This window comes from Polaribacter sp. R77954 (assembly GCF_044595335.1).
GTDB lineage: Bacteria > Bacteroidota > Bacteroidia > Flavobacteriales > Flavobacteriaceae > Polaribacter.
The window spans coordinates 3577443-3602376 of record NZ_CP138992.1 but is presented as its reverse complement, the minus strand read 5'-3'; the positions used below and the strand labels follow the sequence as shown (position 1 = coordinate 3602376).

Genomic DNA, 24934 nt, shown 5'->3' with positions numbered 1-24934 from the left:
TTGTATAGCAGCTATCTTTACCATTCAATAAATCAGTATTATATGACGACTTCTAGAAGAAAATTTATTAAAATTTCTGCATTAGGTTTAGGAGGTGCTTTTGCATCAACTTCGGCATTCAATCTTTTTGGAAACACTTCATATTTAAGTGAAAAAACCGCACAAAGTATTTCAAAAAACTTGAAAAAATCTGCTACTTATTGCGAAGTCTGTTTTTGGAAATGTGCTGCTTGGGCCTATTCTGATGAGAACAATACCATCAAAAAAATTATTGGTAATGACAATGACCCACATTGTTATGGACGACTTTGCCCAAGAGGTACAGGTGGAGTTGGAATGTATGCTGATGAAGACCGCTTAAAAACGCCTTTAATTAGAACAACTATAAATGGAGAAGAAACGTTTAGAGAAGCAAGTTGGGACGAAGCTTTAGATTTAATTGCTTCTAAATTTAAAAATATCAAAGAAAAATATGGCGCAGAATCTTTTGCTTTATTAAAACATGGCTCTCCTGGCAAACACTTAGAACACCTTTTTAAAGCATATGGTTCAGACACAATTGCAGAACCCGCTTACGCACAATGTAGAGGAGCTCGTGAAGCTGGTTTTAACCTAACCTTTGGCTCTTGGATTGGATCTCCAGAACCTACAGATATTAGAGACACCAAATGTTTAGTGTTAATTGGTTCTCATATTGGTGAGAATATGCATAACTCTCAAGTACAAGAAATGTCTGATGCTATTGATAACAAAGCAACTATAATTACCGTAGACCCGAGATTATCAACTGCCGCAAGTAAATCTAAATATTGGTTGGCAATTAAACCTGCTACAGATATTGCTTTAATGCTTGCTTGGATGAATGTTATCATAAATGAAGAAATTTACGATAAAGCATATGTTGAAAAGTATACCACAGGTTTTGAAGAATTAAAAAAACACGTTGCTAATTTTACTCCAGAATGGGCCTATGGTATTACAACAATACAACCAGCAGAAATCAGAAAAACAGCAAGAGAAATGGCACATGCAGCACCTGCTGTTATCATTCACCCTGGGCGTCATGTAAGTTGGTATGGAGATGATACACAACGCGCAAGAGCGATGGCTATTTTAAATGGCTTGTTAGGTTCTTGGGGAAGACGTGGAGGTTTTTATTTTAAAGAAAAAGTTAGTATCCCTAAATACCCACATCCTAAATATCCACATCCTAAATGGGATTGGTCTGATATTGGCGAAAAATTTCCTTTAGCACAAATGGGTATTACAACAGAAGTAATAAAATGTGCTATCCCAAGTAAAGACAACAAATATCCTGTAAAAGCATTAATGGTTGCTGGGACAAACATTACTAAATCTATTCCCAATAAGAAGTTATTGGAAGAAGCCATGAATGAACTTGAATTTATGGTGGTTTTAGATACAATGCCTATGGATGTTACTGGTTATGCTGATGTTGTTTTACCAGAATGCACCTATTTAGAACGTTATGATGGTATTCGTTCTGCAACAAATAGAGAACCTTCAATTGCAGTTAGAGTTCCTGCTGTAAAACCTAAATACGATTCAAAACCAGGTTGGTGGGTTGCAAAACAAATTGGCGATCGCATTGGCTTAAGCGATTATTTTAGATATAGTAATTATAAAGAGGTTATTGAATGGCAATTGCAAAAGATGGGGACATCTTTAGATGAAATGAAAAAAATTGGCGTAAAAAACTTTCCTCGCACATCAAGACCACTCTATTTAGAAGAGAATGAAAATTATGAATTCCCTACTGAAAGCGGAAAAATTGAACTGTACTCTAAAGAACTAGAAAACCTTGGTTTTGATGCTATGCCAGTGTACACAAAACACCCTGAACCACCTCAAGGATTTTATAGATTAAATTATGGTAGAGCACCAATGCATACCTTTAGTAGAACTGCTAACAACCCTAATTTAAATGGTTTAAAAAGTGAAAATAATCTTTGGGTAAATCCTAAAGTGGCAAGAATTATTGGGTTAAAAAAAGGACAATCTGTTTGGTTAAAAAATCAAGATGGTGTTACCTCAACATTTTCTATCAAAGTAAGGGTTACAGAGCGAATTCGATGGGATTCTGTGTATATGGTTCATGGTTTTGGACACGATAATAAAAAATTAACAAGAGCTTTTGGTAAAGGTATTAACGATACTCAAATGATTACAAAAACCATGGACGACCCAATTATGGGAGGTACTGGTATGAGAGGAAATTTTGTAACAATTTTAACTAAAAATCCATATAAAAAACAAGCGATATGAGATATGCCATGGTAATAGACACGTTAAAATGTGTGGGTTGTAGTGACTGTGTGGTGGCTTGCCAAACCGAAAATGATGTGCCAATTGGGTACTGTAGAGATTGGATTACAGAAACTGTAGATGGCACATACCCAAATGTGGTTTTAGAGTTAAAATCAGAAAGATGTAATCATTGTGCAACTGCACCTTGTGTTCGATGTTGCCCAACAGGAGCAAGCCATATTGTAGAAGGTGGTATTGTTTTAGTAACTGCAGATGAATGTATTGGTTGTGGAGCTTGTATAGAATCTTGTCCTTATGATGCACGTTACCAACATCCAGATGGTTATGTAGACAAATGTACTTTTTGTCATCACAGACTTAAAAAAGGACAGCTCCCTGCCTGCGTTTCTGTTTGTCCTACAAAGTGTATGTATTTTGGCGATTTAGACAATCCGAATAGTGAAGTTTCTATGTTGTTAAAGAATAGAAAACACAAAACATTAGCACCAGAAGCAGGTACAAACCCTCATGTGTTTTACTTAATATAAATTGATATGATACAAGAAGAAATTTTTACAAGTGGCAGAAATATTCCTAACATAGACCCTTCTTTAGAAATTTGGCATTGGCCCATTTCTGTGTATTTATTTTTAGGAGGGCTTGCTGCTGGTATTTTGTTTTTTGGAGCCTTACTTTATATTCTTGGTTTGGAAAAAAAATATCCAACAGCCGTAAAAACGGCGTCAATAATTCCACCAATTGCTTTGTCTTTAGGTCTTTTGGCTTTGGTGTACGATTTAACTCATCCTTTGTATACTTGGCAATTATACACAACGTTCAGAATTGAATCGCCAATGTCTTGGGGAGCATGGGTTTTATTAATAACCACTCCTTTATCTTTTATCTGGACGTTTAGTTCTTACAGAGAAGTGTATCCTAAGTTAGAAGAAAAACTACAGATTTTTAAACGATTTGCATTCTTAAATTCTTTTGAAAAGTTTACCATCAAAAACAAAAAAAATATTGCTTATGCTTTAATACCTCTAGCTTTAATTTTAGGGGTGTATACAGGTATTTTATTATCTGCATTTAACGCAAGACCTCTTTGGAATAATGCCATTTTAGGTCCGTTATTTCTAGTTTCAGGGCTTTCTACAGGTGCTGCAGCTATCATTTTATTATCAAAAACAAAAGCAGAAAAACATCTATTTGGTAAAATAGATTTAGGACTAATTATTATAGAATTGGCTTTAATCACGCACATGATTATGGGCTATTATGCAGGTTCTCAAGTACAATTAGAAGCTATGCAGCTACTTGTAAATGGAGATTTTACACTTATGTTCTTTGGTTTTGTAGTTTTATTAGGACTGATAATTCCTGGAATTCTAGAATTTATTGAACTTCTTGGTTTTAAAGCACCAGTGGCTGTACCTGCTTTATTGGTTATTCTTGGAGGACTCATTTTTAGGTTTGTAATGGTAGAAGCTGGACAATTAACCAGGTTTCTTTATTAAATTTTAACACATGAATACAGAAAAAAACACAAACAGTCATGTTTATTGGAATCCTTATTTTGGTGGATTTCTACTAGGCATCATCATCATTTTTACCTTTTTATTAACAGGTAGAAGTTTAGGAGCTAGTGGCGCAATGAAAAGTAGTGTGGTTACTATTGTAGATAAAGTAGCGCCCACACATGCGCAAAATAATGCGTATTACAGTAAGTTCATTAAAGAGGATAAATCACCAATGAATACTTGGTTGGTCTTTGAAGCATTAGGAATCCTTTTTGGTGCATTTATATCTGGTAGCTTGTCAGGTAGAATTAGATGGAGAGTGCAACATTCTCCTAAAATATCTAGCAGACGTAGGTTGCTATTTGCTCTGGGTGGAGGAATTTTATTTGGCCTTGGAGCACAAATAGCAAGAGGTTGTACAAGTGGAGCTGCCTTAAGCGGAATGGCAGTATTGTCTACAGGTGGGTTTATCACCATGTTGGCCATTTTTGGTACGGGTTATTTGGTTGCGTATTTCTTTAGAAAAAATTGGATTTAATTAAAAAAATATAACATATGGAACTTTTAATTGCGAATACTATTATTCCTACAAATTGGGATAGCATCATTGCTATTTGCATAGGAATTGCTTTTGGGTTTGTATTAGAATCTTCTGGATTTTCTTCTTCAAGAAAAATGGCGGGCGTTTTCTATGGCTACGATTTTGCTGTTTTAAAAGTATTTTTTACTGCTGCTGTAGTTGCCGTAATCGGAATTTATTATTTAGATTATTTAGGTTATGTAGATGTTGGTGAATTGTATATTCATCCTACCTATATTTGGGGTGCCATTATTGGTGGTGCCATTATGGGTATTGGTTTTATTGCAGGTGGTTTTTGTCCGGGTACAAGTTTATGTGGAGTTGCCATTGGTAAAATAGATGCTTGGGTTTATGTGCTTGGTATGTTTATTGGAATATTTATTTTCTCTGAATTATACTCATTTTTTGAACCTATATATACTGGCTATTTTCTAGGAAACATCACCTTAATAGATTCTTTTGGTTGGAACCCATATTGGACCATTTTCATTTTTTCTATCATTGCAGTTGTGGCTTTTGTTGTTGCAGATTTTGTTAGAAAAAAAATAAAAAAGGTGTTCTATTAATTAAAAATTAGACAACATGGATAAAAGAAATATTTCGAAAATTTCATCATTTAGATACCAAATTATGGCTGTAGTATTACTATTGCTTGCTGGTGGATTGGTGATTTTACCTAAATATGAAAAAAACGAAGGCATCTCTGCAGATCAATTATTAAGTAATATGATTAGTTTAGAAAGATATGTTTCTGTAGATGACATTTCTAACAAATTGATAACACAAGATCCATCATTTATTTTAATTGATGTTAGAAACAAAGAAAGTTATGACAGGTATACATTACCTAATGCTATAAACATTCCTTTAAAAAATTTGTTAGATAAAGAGTTTGAAGCCTATTTAAATCAAGATCAATTTGATGTGGTCTTTTTTTCTAACGATAATTTTTACGCAGATCAAGCTTGGGCAATTTGCAACCGACTTTCTTATGCCAATTTACATGTTTTAAAAGGCGGTTTAAATGAGTGGTTTACCTCAATTATCAATCCTAAAAAACCAAATGAAAATATGCCTGCAAGTGCTTTTGAATTGTACAATACTAGAAAAGCTTCAAGTATGTTTTTTGGAGTTGTTTATCCTAATCAAGCAAAAATAAATACTGTTGTTAAAAGAGCTCCTAAAAAAATAATAACAGTTAAAAAGAAGAAAAAAGTAGCAGAAGGTGGTTGTTAATTCATAGAAAACCTCTTTTCAATAAATAACATCTGAGACATGAAAGAATTAGAAAAAACAAAACGAATTTCAATAGCTACTACTCTCTTTATTTTAGCTGTTTTAATTGGTCTTTTTACTTTTAAAAGACCTAAAAATACTTTTGCACACACAACTAAAAATACGCTAGAGAAAATTTCTGATCAAAATTATTTGACAAGTATAAGTGAAATGAATAATCCAAAATATATATTTATAGATATTAGAAATGCTTACGAATTTGAAAAAGGAAGCTTAAAGAATGCTATAAATATTCACACACCAGATTTTTTAGCTGAAGAGAATTTAGAGGTTTTTAAAGAATTAAAAAACACCGAAAAAACAATGGTTCTATATGGTAAAAACCCAGAAGAAGTAAATCTTCCTTTTCTACTTTTATATCAATTAGGGTTTGATAACGTAAAGCTTTTGGCTGTTGAGTTAGATTATGTTCAAAATATATTATTTACAAAAAAAACCACTGTTGAAGTCTCTAAAAACAACATTGCTGCGTTTATAAATACTTCACGAAAAAATACTGGGATAAACGCAAAAATCACAAAAAAACCTGTACAAAAGAAAATTATAGTGCGTCAAAAAAAGAAAAAAGCCGCTGAAGGTGGTTGTTAAAAATGCTTTTTATTTTTCTTTAAATCATCTAGAATTTAAAATGCTTAACTTTACATCGTTTAACGTGATTTTTAGTTAAAAATACTTAGTTGGTTTGTGGATTTTTATATTCGCTCGTTTGTTTTTAAGATGGTTTCTAAAACAGATTATGTTTGGAATAGTAATCAAAATTACAACTCATTGATTTTTAGACAAAAAAAATAAACCCAAAAAACTAGTTTACACTTAGGTTAGTTTAATACCAACATCAAATCTTTTAACAAAGCAATTACTGGCATCACATACCAAATCACGTAGGTAAATTATTCTTCAATTTTACTTTTAATCACTGTCAAAACCTAATCTAAAAGTAGATTTTTATCATTTAGTGGGTATCAAATTTTGTGTTTTAAGAATTCAATAAGCAAGATATTTATTCAATCATTAATTTAGTGAGATGAACCTCTTGATTGTCATCTTTAACTTTAACAAGGTATAATCCTTTAGCAAAACCACTTATGTTTATTTCTACCACAGGCTCTTTAATTGCCTTATGATAAACTTGTTTCCCTAGAAAATTATAAAATTTAACCTCTGCTTTGTTAAAGTTATTTAATTTAAGCCTTACGCTTTCACTTGCTGGATTAGGAAAAATATCTATTGATAATGTATTTAAATTTTCTTTTTTTATACTTAAAGTTTTACTTGTTGAAATGGCTTTCCATTGACTTCTTTTATCCGTTTCAAGAGCCTCTATATTGGTTACATTATCCTGTGTATTGTGATATAAAAAGCGATTATTATCTTTAGATTCAAATCTAAAAACTTCGTTTTCTTCATCGTAATGAGATGTCCAAACTTTATCTGTATCTGAAGCAGGTGCATCTTTAGACGTACTTACTACAAAATAAGGTTTTTCACCATTTTCAAAACCAGAACCTGTTGCTCTAATAATACCAAATGATTTACTTTTTATATTAAAATAAACATCGCTTTTAACAAAAGTCCAATGTGTATTTGTTTCCTCTCCAGAGTCTCCCATTGAAACAGGTATTGCACTTTCTCCAGAATCCGTTAAAAATTTGCCTGTAGCTACATTTCGCAATCTATAAGTATCTATGGTTAAATCAGATTTATCAATTTCTTTAACTTCAATAGTAATTTCTGTGGTACTTACGCTTTCTCCACCTGTTTTGTAGGCTACTGCTTTAATTTGATAGGTTCCATTTGCATCTGGTGTCCAATCTAACAGGTATGGTTTGGTAGTATCTTCTTGCCAAACTACATTGTTTATTAAAAATTCAACTTTTGTAATTTCACCTTCATCTGCAGTTGCTGTGGCATACAACTGTATATTTTCATCTTCCCAAAACGTTTGATTATCTGTTGGAGTTACTAAATTTATAGCAAAAGGTTGTGGACCTGTAACAATATTTAAGTCTATTATTTGCAAATAGGTTGGTTGTGTATCATCATTATCAGACGAATTATTTTCTAACAAATAATAATAAAGTTTACCATCAGCAATATAAACCTGTCCTTTTCTAAAACGTTTACCCGAAGTTTGTTCATAAACTCTAGTGAATAAATTTGTACCTCCAGGAGCAGACTCTATATAAGGTCTTCCAGATGAATTTAAGCCAATAAGATATACATTATCACCAGAAGCATATATTGCTTCTGCACCAGAAAAATCTGTTGATGTAATAAATTCTGAGGTTCCTGATGGCTTATAGGTATGCACTTGTTTTGTTTGACCAGCTGTATTACTTGTGGTGCTATTGTCTTTTACTCTACCAATAAAATGAACATCATCATTATCTGTAACTGTCCAATCGAAACCAGAAACCATATATACTTTATTTGTTTCTGTAGTTGCTACCAAATCTCCAGGTTCAGCAATTTTAATAGTTTCAGATACCGCTAAAGGCCTTGTAAAACCTGTACCTTTATGATTTTTCCATTCGGTTAAACCACTTGGATCATCAGAATAAGCATAATAAAATCCGTTTTGATACAAATATTTATCAGTTTTAACATTCGCTCTTTGCTGAAAACCTATTCTTATTTTTCCGTTTAAATATTTAATATCTCCATATAAACCCCAATTGTAAGGACTTCCATGACTAGATGCTGATGTTCTATTAAAATCTGTATACCCTTCCCAATCATTACCATCATATTTAGCGAATAAAAACTTGCCATTTTCAGAGAATCCGAATCTATTTTTCATGAATAAATCGCCTTCATCATTGGTAAAAAATGCTGGATAAGTGAGTAGTTTAGTGGTATTTTCATCGGTAATTCCTGGAAATTGCAAATGTTTATAATTATTATTGGGTGATTGCACAAAGAGATCAATAGTAAACTCATCATCTGATACAGTTGCTGCATTTGGTGTAGTGTAAGAATATCTTAAATAATCATTCGCAAAAGCTGCAATTCTACCATTTCTATGCATATCGTAAACCATATGGATTGTTCCGTTTTTAGGAGAAATACCAACTGCAATTGTATTGTGTGTTTCTCCTATCCACCATTTTCCATTATACCCAGTATGTTGATGTGGGAATTCTATAGTTTTTTGTACTCCAGTTTTTTGGTTGTATCTAGTTAACATTACATGCCTATCGTTTTTACCTCCTCTATACCAGGTCATAAACACAAAATCTCCAAAAACCTTAATACAATCTCCATGAGGTGTTAAGGCTGTTCCATAAACATAATCATAACCTGTAGAAGAGTTTGTTGTGGTATTTAAATCTACTTTATTACCATCAAAATACATGGCTAAATCTGTAATTTTAATTTCTTTTTCTAAGGTTATCTGTGCTTTTCCTAGAAAACAAATAAATAGTACTAACGTAAATAGTACTTTTTTAAATATAATTTTTTGCATGTTTTAAGACATTTCATGATGAATAATATTTAGTAATATTAGCGTTATGAGTTTGTTATTGCATCCTGAACAATCCTGATTTTGTAAAGACCAAATTATTTTAAAAATTTTAAGACTACAGGACCAATTAACCCAGAGGTTTCTAATTCTGTTTCACCTTTTTTTGGTGGATTTGTAGTCCATGTTTTTTTAGATGCTTTAGGTCTTTTGTTGTCAAAAATTAATTGATTTCTCCAAGTATTGGTTACTTTAATCACTAGTTTGTTTTCTCCTAATTGAATTTCATCATAAATATCAAACTGAAAAGGAGGCGCCCACTTTACACCTACTTTTTTACCATTACACCACAATTCTGCAATATTGGCAACTTCTCCTAAATCAATAATTGTAGATTTTCTTAGTTTTTTAACCTCAAAAGTTTTTTTGTAAGTAGTAGTTCCTGAATAGTGTTGTACAGCTTCATTTTCTAGTTCTGTTAACGATTTTAATTCATTAATTTCTATAGATTCTGGAGTATCCCATCCTTTATCAAAAGACAATTTCCAGTTATTTTGTAGTGATATTTTTTTAACGTCAATTGATTTTACAACTTCTTTTCCTTTTTGATGAAAGGTGTACTCTCCAGATTTTGATGCTTTAAATTCATTATTATTCCAAGTTAATTTTGGATAATCATCTGTTTTATGAATTTGGTACCAGCCTGTTTTTGAGTCTAAAACAGCCTCATTATTTAATATAACTTTTGATGCAAATGGATTTTTATCACCTTTAGAAAACACAATAATTGTACTTCCATTTTCAGGTAAAGAAACAGCAACATTTGTTCTATTACTTATAGATTTCCAAATTTTAGCCTCTTGTTGAATTCCTGTAAACGCATCCCAAATTTGTGGAGCTAAATTGTGCATTCTAAAACTTAATGAAAGATCTACTGGTTTTTCTTCTTTAGAAGCTACAAAATAGATATGAGCATCTTTTGTTTCTCTATGTATCCAATTGATATCTAAATCTTCAGAGACAATTACGTCTTTGGCTATTTTTTCTTCTTGTAAAACTTCTTCAATCGTTTTCCCCCAATACACACGTCCTTTTCCTGTTTGTTTTACTCCATTTTTAGTGTTTCCCCATAGTTCATCCGAAATTAATTTGAGTTCTTGTAAATCATTTTCATTATCCATTAAACTTGGCGAATCTTTAGGTTTATCGCCCAAAATAACAGCTCCGTTTTTAACCAATTCTTTTAGTTTTTTTGCTGTGGATAACAATATGCTTTCTGAATCTCTTAATTTGATAATTCGATAATCGCCTCCATTTTTAACGTGAATTTTATTGTCTTTAATACTGACTTTTTCTTGTAAAATTTCTGCATTTAAATAATCGAATCTGTATCCTTTTGGAAATTCATCCAAGTCAAAAGGTGGACGCTCAAAATGATCTCCATAATACCACAATACATCTGCTACATATTCTCCTTGTTGCAGCACATATTGATTTCTAGACAAATACGCTATCCAATCTGGCATGTATTTCCACCAAGTTTGCTGACGCACAAAAGGAAAACCGATATTACCTCCAAAACTAGAACCTGGATACACATCTGTTTGTGGTGTGTGAGAAAACGTGTGAAATACCAAGTGATTTACACCTTTGGCAAAATTATAATCAATTAGATATTTTACAGAAAACGGATGTTCATTCCACTTTACACCAACTTGCGTACAAGCTTCTGCTGCTAATTTTGGTTTATTATATAAGTGTGTTGCAGATGCTGCATTGTAAATTGGTTTTGCATATTCATTTTGATCTGATGGAGCTTTAGGATACCAAAATTCTGTCATAGGAATGTCACTAACCCCATAATAACGCATGGAATCTACAGGTAAAACCTCACCACCTGCACCTTCTGTATAAACTTGTGCACCCATTTCGTGCGCAATTGTTGCAAAATGTTTAAAGAAATTATCTATAAAAACCTCATCCATTGTTTGACGTAAGTCTCTTAAAAATTTGGTTGTGGTTGCTGTACTTTCTACAACATAACCCATTGTAGCTGGTAAATAGGTTTTCATACTATAGCCTCTTCTTTGCTCAAATTCTTTGAACATATCTTCAGAATTGATGGTCCAAGTTGGCACATGGCTTTCCCAACTATCAATTAATAAACCTTGTAATTTTCCATCTCCAATGGGTCCACCATCTTTGATTAAATTTCCAATCATTCCATTTCTTAAATGATTTTCTATCGCAATTTTATCGAGTTTACTAGATTCCCAACCAGTTGCTTCTGGAACTGCTGGTTTGTTGGTCAATCGCATATTGATATGACCAAAACGTACAATTGTCCAATTTCCTTCAGGAACATTCCAAGTGAGTTTTCCATTCTCAGATAATTTATCTGTTAAATTGATAATACTTTTCGACTTTATAATTGTGTTTTCTGCATAACTATAATCCACTTCTTTTTTCAAACGTCTTAACACTTTAGCCGCTTTTGCTTCGTGATTGTGCAATCTTGGTTTTGCACTTAATCTTATAGATTCTGGAGCAATAGTATGTGCTCCTAAAAATGTGAATTGGAATACTTTTGATGCTGTTTCTGGAAGTGCTAAAGTCAGGTATTTGCGTCTATCATTCCAGTTGGCATCTGGTATTTTTAAAGTTGTAATTTCTTGTAGTTTATTATTGATGAGTGCCTCCACTTTAATAGCAACTTCTACTTTTGGGTAATTTGTACCTGTAATAATATGGCGCAACTGAGGGAAAACTATGGAACGTAAAGTGATTTCTTTATCAAATGAAGTTTTTACCCAAGTTTCTTGGTTTTTCACTTTAAAAATTCCTAATTCTCGATATTCTTTTAAAGGTTTGTCTAAACGTGTGGTTTTTCTTGTTACTATTAATTTTGAATCTGGATTAAAAATATCCTTCCAAGGAACTAACCTATTATTTGTTTCAATTTTTGAAGGGTTAAAAGGAACTAAATCATCACCTGCTAAGGTTGGAAAAGCCAACACTTGAATATCTTTATAATCGTAATCTGGGGTATGAAATAAGGAATCAATCTTTAAATTTTCTTGAAATTGTTTGCCTCCTGAAATATAATACGTAGTTTCAACCACCTCACGTTGCGCTTCATTAGCTGGCACCCAAGGACCACCTGTCATAGACCAACCAGGGCAATTTTGCATTGTAAATTTTAATCCTAAACGTTGGCATTCATCAGCAGCAAAACGAATCATATCTTCCCATTCTGGAGATAAAATTTTAATTGGTTTTACGTTCGGAAAAGCACGACCAGCTTTGTTAAACAAATGAATTCCTTGTAAACCAGCATCTTTAATGGCTTGTAAATCTCTCTTTAACCCTTCTTTACTAATGTTGTTTCCATTTAAATGAAACCAGGTTTCTGGATGGTATTCTTTTGAAGGCGATTTGAAGTTTTCTGATAATTCTTCTAAACTTATTTCAGAAATTACCTCTATAGTTTCAGGTATTTTTGGCTGACAACTTAAAATTGAAACTAGTATAAGGTAGTTCAAAAATTTAATTTTCATATTGTAGATTTTTTAAAATTTAAAGAAACTGCTTTTAATTAATAAACACATCCTGCTGAATCATGATAAGGGCATTTATTAATCTAATTTCCACAAACGTCTGTCATCTATTAAATTTTCTTTATTTACTATATATACTACCTTTTTATGTTAAAATCCTTGTCCATCAGGATACCACAGAATAGTTGAGCTGTAGTAAACTTTTATCTTTGATTGTAAATTTTATTAATTTATGAAAAAATCAAAATTTAGTTTCAAACTTATTTCGACACTAGCATTAATAGTTTTTGTTTCCTTTTCTTCTTGTACAAGAGATGGGCTTGAGCTCTACCCTGAAGATTTCTTAGTTCATGACTTTTCAGATCCTGACCCAGATCCTGACTCAGGTTCAAATACAGTAGTTGTAGCTGAGGATGAGGATACTGGTTCTTACACAACATGTAACACTGATGGTGAAAATGCTACTAGAACATCAGATGATTTACCAGACCCTGTTAATGTAGGTACTATTGATGACAGGACTTGTTATGCCAACTACAAAGAAAATACAATTGATGGTCTTACATGGGGTATATACAATATTACTGCAGGTTCTAACAATCAAGATGCTCCAAATACCTTACAACCTAGAATGGAACGTTCATTACCTATTGCAAATGCAAACGTAGGCTCATTTGTGAAATTTAATGGAGATTTTAGAATCCTTGAAGTAGCAGATGCAGGCGATTTTGGTCAAAGTGGGACGTATATTGCACAGGCCAAAGGACAACACACAGGTGGAGGTGGTTCTGCAGATCCTGCTATTTGCTTGTATAGAGCACATCCCGTTTACGGAACAGGCGATAATGCTGACAAGCAAGTGGCCTTTGATATTTATGCAGAGCGTATCTTAGAACGTGGAGGTTCTGGTAGTGGTAGAGAAGTTGTTTTTTTAAAGCAAGTTGATAAGAACGAAATAGTTTCGTTTGAAATGAAAGTAGGTTTTATAGAAGACCCTAATGATGCAACAAAAAAAATACATTATTGTAATGCCATAATTGGCGGAGAAGCATTTAATTGGAATATCCCAGATCCTGATAGAGGAACACAATCAAAAATTAGATATGGTGCATATCGTGTTCGAGGAGGTAGAGCACAAATTAGATGGGCAAATACAACACATGAAAGAGTTCAGAAATAAAGTATCTCTAATTATTATGAGAAATTAACTAAAATCTTTTTAATTAAGATTATCAAAAAAAAGCCAGTAAATAAAATTTACTGGCTTTTTATAATTGCAAGAAAAGAACATAAAAATTGAAATTCAGAATAACTATAATACTTAAAAGTTTCATTAGGCTGGTTTAGTTAATAGCCTTAAATAACTTATCTTTTAAATTATTTCTATCCTGTAAAATCCTGAAAAAAAATTTTTGAATAAAAAATCTTCTACTGATTGAATCAATAGAAGATTTTATATAAATGAAGCTCAAAAAAAGGTTTTATTTGTCCCTAAAATTGTTTTTAAAATAAAGTATACCCCAACACTATAGATAAGGATTGGAAACTTGGATGCCAATTTACTTCATTACCAGAATCAAGAATATAAAAATTTCTTCTGGGTGAATACCTGAATTCTAAACTGAAACGATCTTTATATTTACCACCAACACCTAATACCATATTTAAGCTATCATCTATTGGTATAGAAAACAAATTGTTTCTCTCTGTTAATTCTGAATTAAAACTGTTAGCATAAACAGCTGAAGCATTCATAAAAAGCTTTACATCTTTATTCTTTAGGTACATATAATGCCTAAGCCCAATATTGAGTTCAATTCTTTTTTGCATAAAACTTGCTGATTGTGTATCTGATTGAAACTGATGATAGGTAGGTTCTAAAAGAAATGCCCATTTATTGTTATTAAAACCAAAAATAAATTCTGCTTCTAAACCTAATCTAAAAGAAGTTAAATTCTTACCGAAATCAAGTTGTCTTCCTCTTGGGTCAACCAAAACAAGTGATGAACTTCTTATACCTGCTCTTATGTTTAAATTAAATGAGTCTGTATTTTTTTTATTTTTTTGATAATACACAAAATCTGAGTTATGACACTTATTGTACTTTCTAAAAAGTTCAACTAAATCTGATTTGTTATAATCTATTTTTTTTAGACTATTCATTGAAATACTTTCACATTTTAAAGTATTCCATAGTTGTCTTCGAAATTCCTTATTTATTGACCAATTTTGGGCATCAATCAAATAATGCTTAAAAATCAATTGCTTAACTTCAGCCGGATTATTATTAAAAAAAAATCTTACTAAACCTTGGTCTTCATAATAATAAAGATTTGCTTTTCCTTCAATTAAGACTTTTAAAAATAACTGTTCATTCTTAAAAATTGGATTTTTATTATTATCCAGTTCACCAGGTATTTTACTAGATCTATCTATATCAACAGAATGTCTTACATATTTTAATTTATTTATAACACCAAACTCCTTAATTGAATCAATGGTTATAGTTTGCTTTTCTGAATTTTCATTTAATTTATATTTAAATTCGGTAGGATTATTTAACCAATCATCATTTTTAATAAGACAGTCAATTTTTTCATTGGAGTTTTTAATGAAATAGCCCTTTACAAATGTGTTTTGAGAAAAACCATTTATAGCAAGAAGTAATCCAAAAATTAATACTAATTCTTTTTTAATCATTTGATTTTTTTAATACAAATGTAACCTTTTTTTTAGATTGTAATAGTCGTTTACTTAACCTTAAGCGTTGCTTTTTGTAAATCTTTTTCTTGTGATGATGCTCCTACAGAAATTGTAAACGTACCAGGTTCTACAACTTTTTTCATTTGTTGATTTAAGATGTTCAACTCATCAAAACCTAAGGTAAAAGTTACCGTTTTTGTTTCTCCTGGTTCAAGCGAAATTCTTTCAAATCCTTTCAGCATTTTATTGTAACGACCAACAGAAGCATAATCATCTCTAACATACATTTGTACCACTTCATCTCCAGCTCTTTTTCCAGTATTGGTAACATCTACAGAAACAGTTGTACTTCCATCAGTATTTATTATAGCATCTTTAAAGGTTGGTTTACTATATTTAAATGTTGTATAACTTAACCCGTAACCAAAGGGAAATAATGGAGATTTATCTGCATCTTTAAATTGTCCTTTACCAGAACCAATAAAATCTGGTCTTTCTAAATACGTTACAGGAAGTTGACCAACAGATCTTGGGAAAGAAACTGTTAATTTTCCTCCAGGATTTACATCACCAAAAATAGCATCTGCAATAGCATCTCCAGAACGCATACCTAAATACCACGTTTCTAAAATTGACGGAATATTTTCTGCAACATAGTTGATAGACAATGGTCTACCATTAATTAAAACAGCTACAACAGGTTTGCCTGTTTTATGAATTGCTTGTACCAATTCTTTTTGCACACCATACAAATCTAAATCTGCTCTATCAACTCCTTCTCCACCAGTTTTTCTAGAACCACCAATTACCAAAATAACTGCATCCGATTTTTTTGCGGCTGCAATGGCTGCTGGAAATCCTGCTTTAGAATTGCTTAATAAATCACATCCTTTTGCGTAATTGATTTTTACTTTCTCTCCTACTTTTGCTTTAATACCATCTAATGCAGAAACATAAAATGGTGGCAAACCAGAATAACCACCTAATAAAGAATAGGTTCCTTTTTTAGGTCTGTTTTCATGAGCATTTGGCCCAATAACTGCTAAAGATTTTATGTTAGATAGATCTAAAGGCAGTACATTCTTATCATTCTTTAATAAAATGATGGCTTTTTTTGCCATTTCATACGAAAAATCTTGGTGTTCTTTTTTACCAGCGTATACAGTTTCTGTATCAATCTCTTTTGGTTTTGTATCAAATAAACCCAATTGATATTTTGCTTTTAAAATACGAGATGTCGCTTTGTCTATATACTTTTCTAATTCAGGATTCTGTGTTATGGTATCTTTCAACACTTTGGTATTGTAAGCTGCTAATTTTTCGATCTTCCCAATCACTAAGTCCATATCAACCCCTGCTTTTAAGCCTAAAAGTGCTGATTTCGTTCTGTTTTCAGCAATAAAATGCATGGTTCCTAACCTTGCTATGTCATTATTATCAGAAACAATTAAACCGTCAAAACCTAGTTCATCTCTTAAAATATCCTTTAATAACCAAGTGTTCATATGGTTTGGAACCCCATTATAATCTTGATGACCAGGCATAAGAGAACCTATCTTTGCTTCCTTTATAGCAGCTTCAAAAGGTGGTAAATAAACTTCTCTTAATCTACGTTCAGACATATCACTAAAACCACCATTGATACCTCTTCTATTTTCTGGATAGCCTATAAAATGCTTTGCTGTTGCCATTACATGATTCTCATCAAAACGTTCATCACCCATACCCTGTAAACCTTGTATAAATGCAACCCCCATTCTAGACACCAAATAAGGGTCTTCACTATAAGATTCTTCTACTCTACCATATCTTGGATCACCAGAAATAACATCTAAATTAGGTGAATACACGTGTGTAACCCCTAAAGTTCTGGCTTCTTTAGCGGTTTGAGAAGCCATTTTTTTGACTAATTCAGGTTGCCAAGTAGAAGCTGCAGCAATGGCTTGAGGATAAACTGTTGTATTTCCATAATAATCCAAAACAAGCCATAACCCATGTAGTGCTTCTCCATATTTCATAAATGGAATTCCTAATCTCTCATTTGCAGGAGCATCTTGCGTCATTTCTGCAATCTTTTCCTCTAAAGTCATTTTGCTAATTAAATTTTGCACTTTATTAGCAATTTCTTTGTCTTTTTTAGACCTATTATCCTTTTTTTGTTGACAACTAATTACTGAGGAAATTAGCATTAAAAGTGATAAAAAAAATAGTTTTTTCATAAAATTATATCCTATTAATTAAAAAGAAAGTTAAAGGTATTTATCCGATTTGATAAAGGTATCCTGCACACACCTTTTTAAATTACGTTTTTAAATAAAATTATTTATAATTTTTAATAATGTCATCTACAGTTCTTGTAAATTCATACATCTTATAATCATCATTGATTACCTCGCCATTTTTTGCAATAACTACATATTTAGGAATACCATTAAATTTAAATAATTGACGTAAGTAATTAAAATTATCAACAGGAATTCTGTAAGTATTTTCTAGTTTCTGATCTTTTACAAAACTCATATATCTTCTTTCAGGTGATTGATTTTCAACCGTAATAAATACAAAATCTACATCTACATTGTTTTTATATTCTTTTCTTATTTCTTTCATTTTTTTAATGCTGCTAACACATGGAGCACAAGTTGTAGCCCAAAAATCTACAAACAATATTTTGCCTTTGTGAGATTTTATAATATCATTAAAAATAGCTGTTGCTTTTCCTTTTGGTAGTTTTGTAGTTTTAGCTTTTAATGCTAAATTTTCGTTACTTGTTTTTTCTACTACTTTTTGTGTAATTTGCTCATCAACTGGAAACTTTTTATTGACAATTCTTTCACCTTGACTAATTAAAAAAGCATTAGAAATATTTGTTTTTAGTACATTCCAATATTTTCTAGCGTTTTCGCTATCTGTTCTTTTAATATCAAAATTTAAGGCTCTAATTTTGGTCAAATCTTGTACAAGGTTCCTCTCTAAATGGAAAGTGTTTTTTACAACAGAATCTCGTAAACGCCATTTTTCCATCGTATTTTCTGTAATATTAACTTTTTGTTTATCGAGTAAAGGTTGTATGTATTTTGTATTGTATGCTACCAGTGCTTCTTGATAAGGTTTACTAAACTTTTTCTGAAATTTTTGATATTCTTCATAAGATGTAAATCTCTGATTTTTAACTTCTCTAAGCTTTTTATCGTTTTCAGTGAGTTTTATTTTATGAGTTTCTAAGTACTTATCCAGAGTTATTTCTGGTTCTATTCTCATAAATTTACGATTGGGGTAAACACTCATAGGTTTACTAAATTCAAATCTATTTACAAATATTGAAAATCTATTAGGCACCAGTAAAGCCTTATTATTAAAGTCAATATCTTTTAAGAAGTCATAATAATTATCTGTTATAGGTGTTCTTAAATTGGCATATAATTTATTTTTTTTAGCCTCATTATCACTTTTTCTTACAAAATCGAATAAAAGTGTAGCATAATCTATCCTTAAAATATTTTCTAATACTTCTTTTGTTTTATGGTTAACATTATTGTTTTTTACATAACTATTCAACAATTCGAGGTTTGCTCTTAAAGTGGCATCTTGCTCTTTTCTAAAATCATCAATACTAAGTGTTTTAAATTTTTCATTAAAAGTTCTGTAATCGAAATCTTTAACTTTAAAATTGTTTAAATGGTTGTTAATTTTAGCTAAAGGACCTTTGAAAATTGTTTTTTTAAATGTATACCTTGTAGAACGCGCCATTCTAGAAATTACATTATTTCTAAAATCTTCATAATCCAAAATGATGGCAAGTGTTTGTCCTGGTTCTAAATAATAATTTATAGCAGATTTGTTAATTTTTATATAATTCGTTTCTGGATGAATTAAAGGTATTTCTGCTTCAAAACGACCATCTTCATAAACTTGAACAACAATAGGGTAATCTTCTCTAGTAACATTGTTTTTTTGGTATATTATACCTGTATTAAATTTTAACCTTTTATCATATTCTTTTATATAGCCAATGAGTTTTGCTTTTTTTGAGTTAAAAAAATCTTTTGAATTAAAATCTTTTATAGGGCTAATTGTAACTTTGTTTAACTCTTTTTCTATCCACTGATTTACGTATTTTGGAACTTCTTTTGGTTTGTTATTTCTTTGTTTTTCTAAAGATATTCCATAGACAGCATGCTTAAAATCTATTTTTTTTACACCTTTATCTAAAGGAGGAAAAACAAGTACTACTGTTTTTGTGCCAGATTCTGGAATTAAAATTCTTTCATTAAACTTGTGGTTTTCAATTTTAATAATTATGTATTCTTTGCCTGTTTTGTAATCTTTTAAGAAATCATTTTTTCGGAACCTCATGTGCCATCCAGGAATAATAGTACCTCTAACATGAACTCTAGTTTCAGTTTCTGTAAGTTCTATTTTATCAACATCATAGATGCTAGATCTTTTTACTTCGTAAGCAGGATTTACAATTACTTTTTGTGCAAGAAGTGATAAAGTTGCTAAAAGTAATACAAGACTTAGTAGTTTCTTTTTCATAATTTTTTTGGGTGTTTGTATTGTTGATTAAATTACTATCTTGTACCTTAAAAGGTATCCTGCTTTATCCTGTTTATCTGATTTCTCAACTCATCAAAACAAAAAGAAAGAGTCATTAATAGAACTTGCTGTTACTTTCAACATCCAAAAACGCAATCAAGGTGTTTTTTTTAAATAAAAAAAGTCGAAGAATGAATCTTCGACTTTCAATAATTTAATTTATTCAAGGTATTATTTCAACTTTAAAACCTCACTACCTGCTAATAAAAATGCTCCTGTACCAAAATTTTGATAACTATCTGCAGATGCTGGTTCTGGAAAAGCGCCAATATTCTGTACCCAACCTACTCTACCATCTTCATGCTGGCAAGCTGCTAAAGCGTTCCATGCTTTTTTAACTGCTGGTATGTATTTTTTATCTAACAAACCATTGTTAATTCCCCAAGCTAATGCAAACGTGTGAAAACCACTTCCACTTACCTCTCCATGATTGTAAGATTCTGGACTTAACAAACTCGTTCTCCATAAACCATCTTCTGGCTGAATAGCCAACAATTTAGCAGCCATTTCTTTATATAATTTTTCATAAAAACTACGGTATTTAAAATCTTTTGGCATATCGTCTAACATTAAAGCTAAACCGCCAATTACCCAACCATTTCCTCTAGACCAGAATATTTTTTTACCATTTGGTTCTTTGTTATCTTTATCTGTTCCTTGCCACACATAACGCATATCTCTAGCAAATAAATTTTCTTCTTTATCATACAACCTGTTATATGTTTCCATATAATATTTGTGCATCGCCTCTAAATACTTAGGTTGATTTGTTTTTTTGGCATATAAATTAACTACAGGAGGTGCCATAAATAAAGCATCACACCACCACCATAAAATAGTTTCTCCTTTAATATCTTTAGAATTTCCTTCTGTCCATCTATTTGGTTCATATAAATGGGTGTCTAAAAACTTTTTTGTAGGTTCTAAGTCAACAAAATTTCTTCTTTTATCTGTCATTGAAATGTACAAGTAGCTGTAAGAAATTGCTACATCATCTGCATGAAATAAACGTTTAAAAGTTTGCCAGTTGTTATGTACTGCTTGGTTTTTTAACGCAGCCATATACATCATGTTTTTAGTGGTTTTATGCGCTCTTGCAACACCTGTGTAATAAGCACCATTTGTCCAATCTGTGGGATGAATTGCAAAAATTGGATGTGTTTCTTGCCATTCTAAAGCCTTAATCATTGATTTTTGAATTGCTTCATTATCTAAATCAACTGATTTTTGAACTACTGTGTTTTGTGCAACTGAACAACTGCCAAGCGTTAGCACAACTACCCATAATGTTAAGATTGATTTTTTCATTATCTACTATTTTTTTAATTTAAATGTTGCCTCTATATTTTCTTTTGATGATGTTCCTATTTTCACCTTATAATCTCCTGCTTCTAAAACTTTTTTCATTGATATCCCTGTAAACTCTAACATTTTTGGGGTAATTGTAAAGGATACTGTTTTACTTTCACCTGCTTCAAATTCAATTTTTTGAAATCCTTTTAACTCTTTGTCAGGTCTTGTCACAGAACCAATTTCGTCTTTCAAATACATTTGTATTACTTCCTTCGCTTTTACATTTCCTGTGTTAGTAACAGTTACACTAGCTGTAATTTCTGAATTTGGAGTAATTTCTGAACTCGATAATTTAATATCTGAATATTCAAATTTCCCATAGCTTAATCCATGACCAAAAGGATAAAGTGGTCCCTTTCCTAAAAATAAGTATTCCTTTTTATAGTTGATTTCTTTCATACTATAATGATAAGGCAATTGCCCAATAGATCTAGGAATGGTTACTGGTGATTTTCCAGAAGGAGAAACATCACCAAAAATAATTTTAGCGGTTGAATGATCTCCAAACTCACTTAAATCCCAAGTATCTAAAATAGCATCAGCTTTTGCTGCAATTGTATTAATAGATAGTGTTCTTCTATGCTTTAAAACCACAATTACTTTTTTACCTAAAGCTGTAATTTTTTCTACCAATTCATCTTGTGGACCAACAGGATCTATGGTTGCTCTATCTCCTAAAGTGCTGTTACTAAAATACGCCTCTTTAGCTGTAAATTCATCACCTCCTAAAAATAATACAACCACATCAGAACGTTTTGCAATATTTACCAACTTTGCAATTGCCTTAGGATCTCTAGGTAACAATTCTGGAGCTCCTCCTTTTTCATTTGTTAAATTAAAGCCTTTTTCTGCGGTGAATTTTACATTACTATTTCCAACAGCAGACTCAAACATTGCTTTGGTATTTTCTTTTAATAAGGGACCTAACAATGCAACTTTTGTTGATGTGTTTTTATTTAAAGGCAATGCATTTTCTTTGTTCTTTAATAAGATGATAGATTCTAAATCCGACTCTTTTGCCAATTCTAAAGAAGATGCTGCACGCACTCCTTTTTTAGTTTCTTCTAAATCGATATAAGGATTATCAAATAACCCTAAAATAAACTTTGTTCTTAACACACGTCTTACAGAACGATCGATTAATTTTTCTAATTCTGGGTTATCTTTTACCATTTTAGGTAAATAAGAATACGAATCTTCTGCATACAAATCGATATCTATACCAGCTTCTAGACCCATTTGAGCTGCAGCTTCTGGAGATTCTGCAACTTTCATAAAATAAAACAAACGTGCAATATCATTAGAATCTGAAACTACATATCCTTCAAAACCCCATTCGTCTCTTAAAACTCCTGTTAATAATTCTTTATTTCCATGAGAAGCTACTCCGTTTAAATCTCCGTGAGAAGCCATAATTCCTAATGTTTTTGCTTCTTTAACAGCCGCTTCAAAAGGTGGATAAATTTCATCTATTAAAGTTCTTTCAGATATTTCTATCGCTGCAAAGTTAGAACCTCCTAAAACCTGAGCATAACCTGCAAAATGTTTTGCAACAGCACCAATATGTGTTCCTGCTCCTAAACCTTTATAATCTCCTTGCACTCCTTTTACGGCACTTTTTACCATTTGTGTTACCAAATAAGTATCTTCTCCAAAAGCTTCACTCATTCTACCAAAACGAGGATCTCTAACAACATCTGCTTCTGGCGAATGGCACATGTGCATACCTCTTAAACGTGCTTCTCTACCTACAACATCCCATTGTCTTTGCACCAATTCTGGATTAAATGATGCTGCAGATGTCATTGGACGCCCAAATAATGTGCAACCTTCTGCATCTACACCATTATACGATTCTGTAACAAACAAAGCAGGAATACCCCATCTGTTATTTTCGATAATGTATTTTTGCAATTCGTTATTCATTTTAGCTGCAGCAACAGGATCTATATGTTCTCCTGGATTTTTAACTCCGGCAATACCTAATTTTAATTTTTTGATTACTCTTTTCGACAACGTTAAATTCCCATCTTTGTCTGGTTTTGTACCAATATTTGCATGGAAGATTCGCATTTGCGCTACTTTTTCCTCTATAGACATTTTAGGTAAAAGTGCCTCTACTCTTTCGTCTATTGACAAACTGGCGTCTTTATAGTCTTTTTGTGTTGATGATGATTCTCCACATGCTTGTAAAAGAATCGTTGCTAAAAATAAGAATAGTAATTTCCTCATTGGTGTTTATTATTTTGAAAATGAAATTGAATCAATTTGTAATTGATCGTTAGTTAATTGTTCTATGGTTAAATAAATATTTTCTTTTTGATGCATTTTTTTTAAACTAAAGGTGAAATCTGTAAAAGTGTTATTCTTAGTTTTAGACTCAATTGTTTTAAAACCTATTAATTCTCCTTTTAAAGATCTTCTTAGGATTTTAATTACAAATTTTGCTCCTTTGTTTGCTGATGCTTTTAGAGTTAATTTTGATTTTTTCTCTAAGTCTATAAAATTCGGGAAGTTGAGATAACTTTTATTTGCTTTTGTTTGCATAGCAAAACCAATTTCTGTTTCTTTTTTTTCTATTCCTTCTGCTTTAAAATAATCTTCTGCTTCTACAGTTTGTTCAGCATTATAATTACCTACCCCAATTCCATCAACTCTAATCGTTGCCATTTCGCCATTTTCTTTGTAACGCACATAGCTAATAAAAGTATCTCTAAAATAACGATTTCCTGTTTGACTGATATCACAATACGTATAATACCACTGATTATTCCACTCAAAGAAAGAACCATGTCTGCCTTGTAAAAAACCATTTGGCCAAGTAGGAGCGTCATAACCTTTGGCAAAACTTTCTTGTTTTATTACTGAATCTTTATAATCGTAAGGGCCATAGAGATTATCTGACATTGCGTAAAAACAACCCCAAGACAAATAATAGTTACCATTGTATTTGTGCACAAAAGGTTTATCATCCGTTGGTTTTTCTAAGTTTTTACCATCTTGATTGTAAGGACCTCTTGGGTTATTAATAATTATTTTTCTTGGCTTTTCGGCTAAACTAATCATATCGTAATTTAACTTGGCAATGTAATAATCCCAAACTCCAAATATGATGTAGTGCTCTCCATTGTCTTCAAAAACAGCCATATCGTATTCATCAGTTGGAGTCAATTCTGAGGTTAATAATGGTTTCTTTAAAACATCTTCCCAAGGCCCTACAGGAGAATTACCCACCACAACACCTGTTTGTTGATTTCCTTCGGAAAAATACCAATAATATTTACCATTTCTATACGCCACATCTGTTGCCCAACATCTGGTAAAATCTTTCCCTATATAGGTATCTTTTGGATTTAATACGCTTCTTTTTGTCCAGTTGACTAAATCTGGTGAAGACCAAACCCACCAATCTTCCATAATAAACTTTTTATTGTTTATGGATTTATCATGGGAAGCGTAAACATAAGCTGTATCGTTAAAAATATGGATATGAGGATCATTTAATCCTTTGTTTGGCACAATTGGATTTTGTGCAAAAGATGAAAAATAAAAAAATAGGCATATGATTATCAGTATTTTAAAAACCTTACAACTT

At 31.6% G+C, this 24934-nt stretch carries 16 protein-coding genes; 8 read left to right on the top strand and 8 right to left on the bottom strand.

The features are described 5' to 3' along the window. Positions 1-42 precede the first annotated feature (42 nt). Genes SJY27_RS15475 through SJY27_RS15445 form a run of 7 tightly spaced genes read left to right on the top strand, consistent with a single transcriptional unit; the run spans position 43 to position 6252 of the window. The gene (locus SJY27_RS15475) at positions 43-2286 is read left to right on the top strand and encodes a molybdopterin-dependent oxidoreductase (RefSeq protein WP_397445774.1); all 2244 of its coding nucleotides are present in this window, start codon (positions 43-45) and stop codon (positions 2284-2286) included. Continuing rightward, positions 2283-2816 (top strand): 4Fe-4S dicluster domain-containing protein, encoded by a 534-nt coding sequence (locus SJY27_RS15470; RefSeq protein WP_159949753.1) that lies wholly within the window; start codon positions 2283-2285, stop codon positions 2814-2816. The genes SJY27_RS15475 and SJY27_RS15470 overlap by 4 nt, the downstream gene beginning before the upstream one ends. 6 nt (positions 2817-2822) lie before the next feature. After that, positions 2823-3785, top strand: coding sequence for an NrfD/PsrC family molybdoenzyme membrane anchor subunit (gene nrfD, locus SJY27_RS15465; RefSeq protein ID WP_397445773.1), 963 nt, complete (start codon positions 2823-2825; stop codon positions 3783-3785). A gap of 10 nt (positions 3786-3795) precedes the next feature. Further along, positions 3796-4326 (top strand): YeeE/YedE thiosulfate transporter family protein, encoded by a 531-nt coding sequence (locus tag SJY27_RS15460; RefSeq protein ID WP_397445772.1) that lies wholly within the window; start codon positions 3796-3798, stop codon positions 4324-4326. Positions 4327-4343: 17 nt separating this feature from the next. After that, positions 4344-4934 carry a YeeE/YedE thiosulfate transporter family protein gene (locus SJY27_RS15455; protein ID WP_397445771.1) on the top strand — a complete coding sequence of 197 codons (591 nt, stop codon included), beginning with the start codon at positions 4344-4346 and terminating at the stop codon, positions 4932-4934. A gap of 16 nt (positions 4935-4950) precedes the next feature. After that, the gene (locus SJY27_RS15450) at positions 4951-5604 is read left to right on the top strand and encodes a rhodanese-like domain-containing protein (protein ID WP_397445770.1); all 654 of its coding nucleotides are present in this window, start codon (positions 4951-4953) and stop codon (positions 5602-5604) included. 39 nt (positions 5605-5643) lie between these two features. Continuing rightward, the gene (locus SJY27_RS15445) at positions 5644-6252 is read left to right on the top strand and encodes a rhodanese-like domain-containing protein (protein WP_397445769.1); all 609 of its coding nucleotides are present in this window, start codon (positions 5644-5646) and stop codon (positions 6250-6252) included. A gap of 412 nt (positions 6253-6664) precedes the next feature. On the opposite strand, the gene SJY27_RS15440 is transcribed toward SJY27_RS15445, so the two are convergent. Continuing rightward, positions 6665-9130: a BNR-4 repeat-containing protein gene (locus SJY27_RS15440; RefSeq protein ID WP_397445768.1), complete on the bottom strand. Its 2466-nt coding sequence runs from the start codon at positions 9128-9130 to the stop codon at positions 6665-6667. A 95-nt stretch (positions 9131-9225) separates the two neighbouring features. Next, positions 9226-12684 (bottom strand): glycosyl hydrolase, encoded by a 3459-nt coding sequence (locus SJY27_RS15435; RefSeq protein WP_397445767.1) that lies wholly within the window; start codon positions 12682-12684, stop codon positions 9226-9228. A 232-nt stretch (positions 12685-12916) separates the two neighbouring features. Here SJY27_RS15435 and SJY27_RS15430 point away from each other — a divergent pair, with 232 nt between their 5' ends. Next, positions 12917-13864 (top strand): hypothetical protein, encoded by a 948-nt coding sequence (locus SJY27_RS15430; RefSeq protein ID WP_397445766.1) that lies wholly within the window; start codon positions 12917-12919, stop codon positions 13862-13864. A gap of 323 nt (positions 13865-14187) precedes the next feature. On the opposite strand, the gene SJY27_RS15425 is transcribed toward SJY27_RS15430, so the two are convergent. From SJY27_RS15425 to SJY27_RS15400, 6 genes are all read right to left on the bottom strand, one after another. Continuing rightward, positions 14188-15384, bottom strand: coding sequence for a tRNA modification GTPase (locus SJY27_RS15425; RefSeq protein WP_397445765.1), 1197 nt, complete (start codon positions 15382-15384; stop codon positions 14188-14190). Between the two features lie 50 nt (positions 15385-15434). Continuing rightward, entirely contained in the window at positions 15435-17606 is a 2172-nt protein-coding gene (locus tag SJY27_RS15420) for a beta-xylosidase (RefSeq protein WP_397445764.1), read from the bottom strand. Between the two features lie 100 nt (positions 17607-17706). Continuing rightward, entirely contained in the window at positions 17707-19926 is a 2220-nt protein-coding gene (locus SJY27_RS15415) for a TlpA family protein disulfide reductase (RefSeq protein ID WP_397445763.1), read from the bottom strand. Positions 19927-20157: 231 nt separating this feature from the next. Continuing rightward, the gene (locus tag SJY27_RS15410) at positions 20158-21294 is read right to left on the bottom strand and encodes a glycoside hydrolase family 105 protein (protein ID WP_397445762.1); all 1137 of its coding nucleotides are present in this window, start codon (positions 21292-21294) and stop codon (positions 20158-20160) included. A 6-nt stretch (positions 21295-21300) separates the two neighbouring features. Next, a complete protein-coding gene (locus SJY27_RS15405) occupies positions 21301-23571 on the bottom strand; it encodes a glycoside hydrolase family 3 N-terminal domain-containing protein (protein ID WP_397445761.1) in 2271 nt (756 codons plus the stop codon). 9 nt (positions 23572-23580) lie between these two features. Further along, positions 23581-24858 carry a family 43 glycosylhydrolase gene (locus tag SJY27_RS15400; RefSeq protein WP_397445760.1) on the bottom strand — a complete coding sequence of 426 codons (1278 nt, stop codon included), beginning with the start codon at positions 24856-24858 and terminating at the stop codon, positions 23581-23583. Positions 24859-24934: the final 76 nt, after the last annotated feature.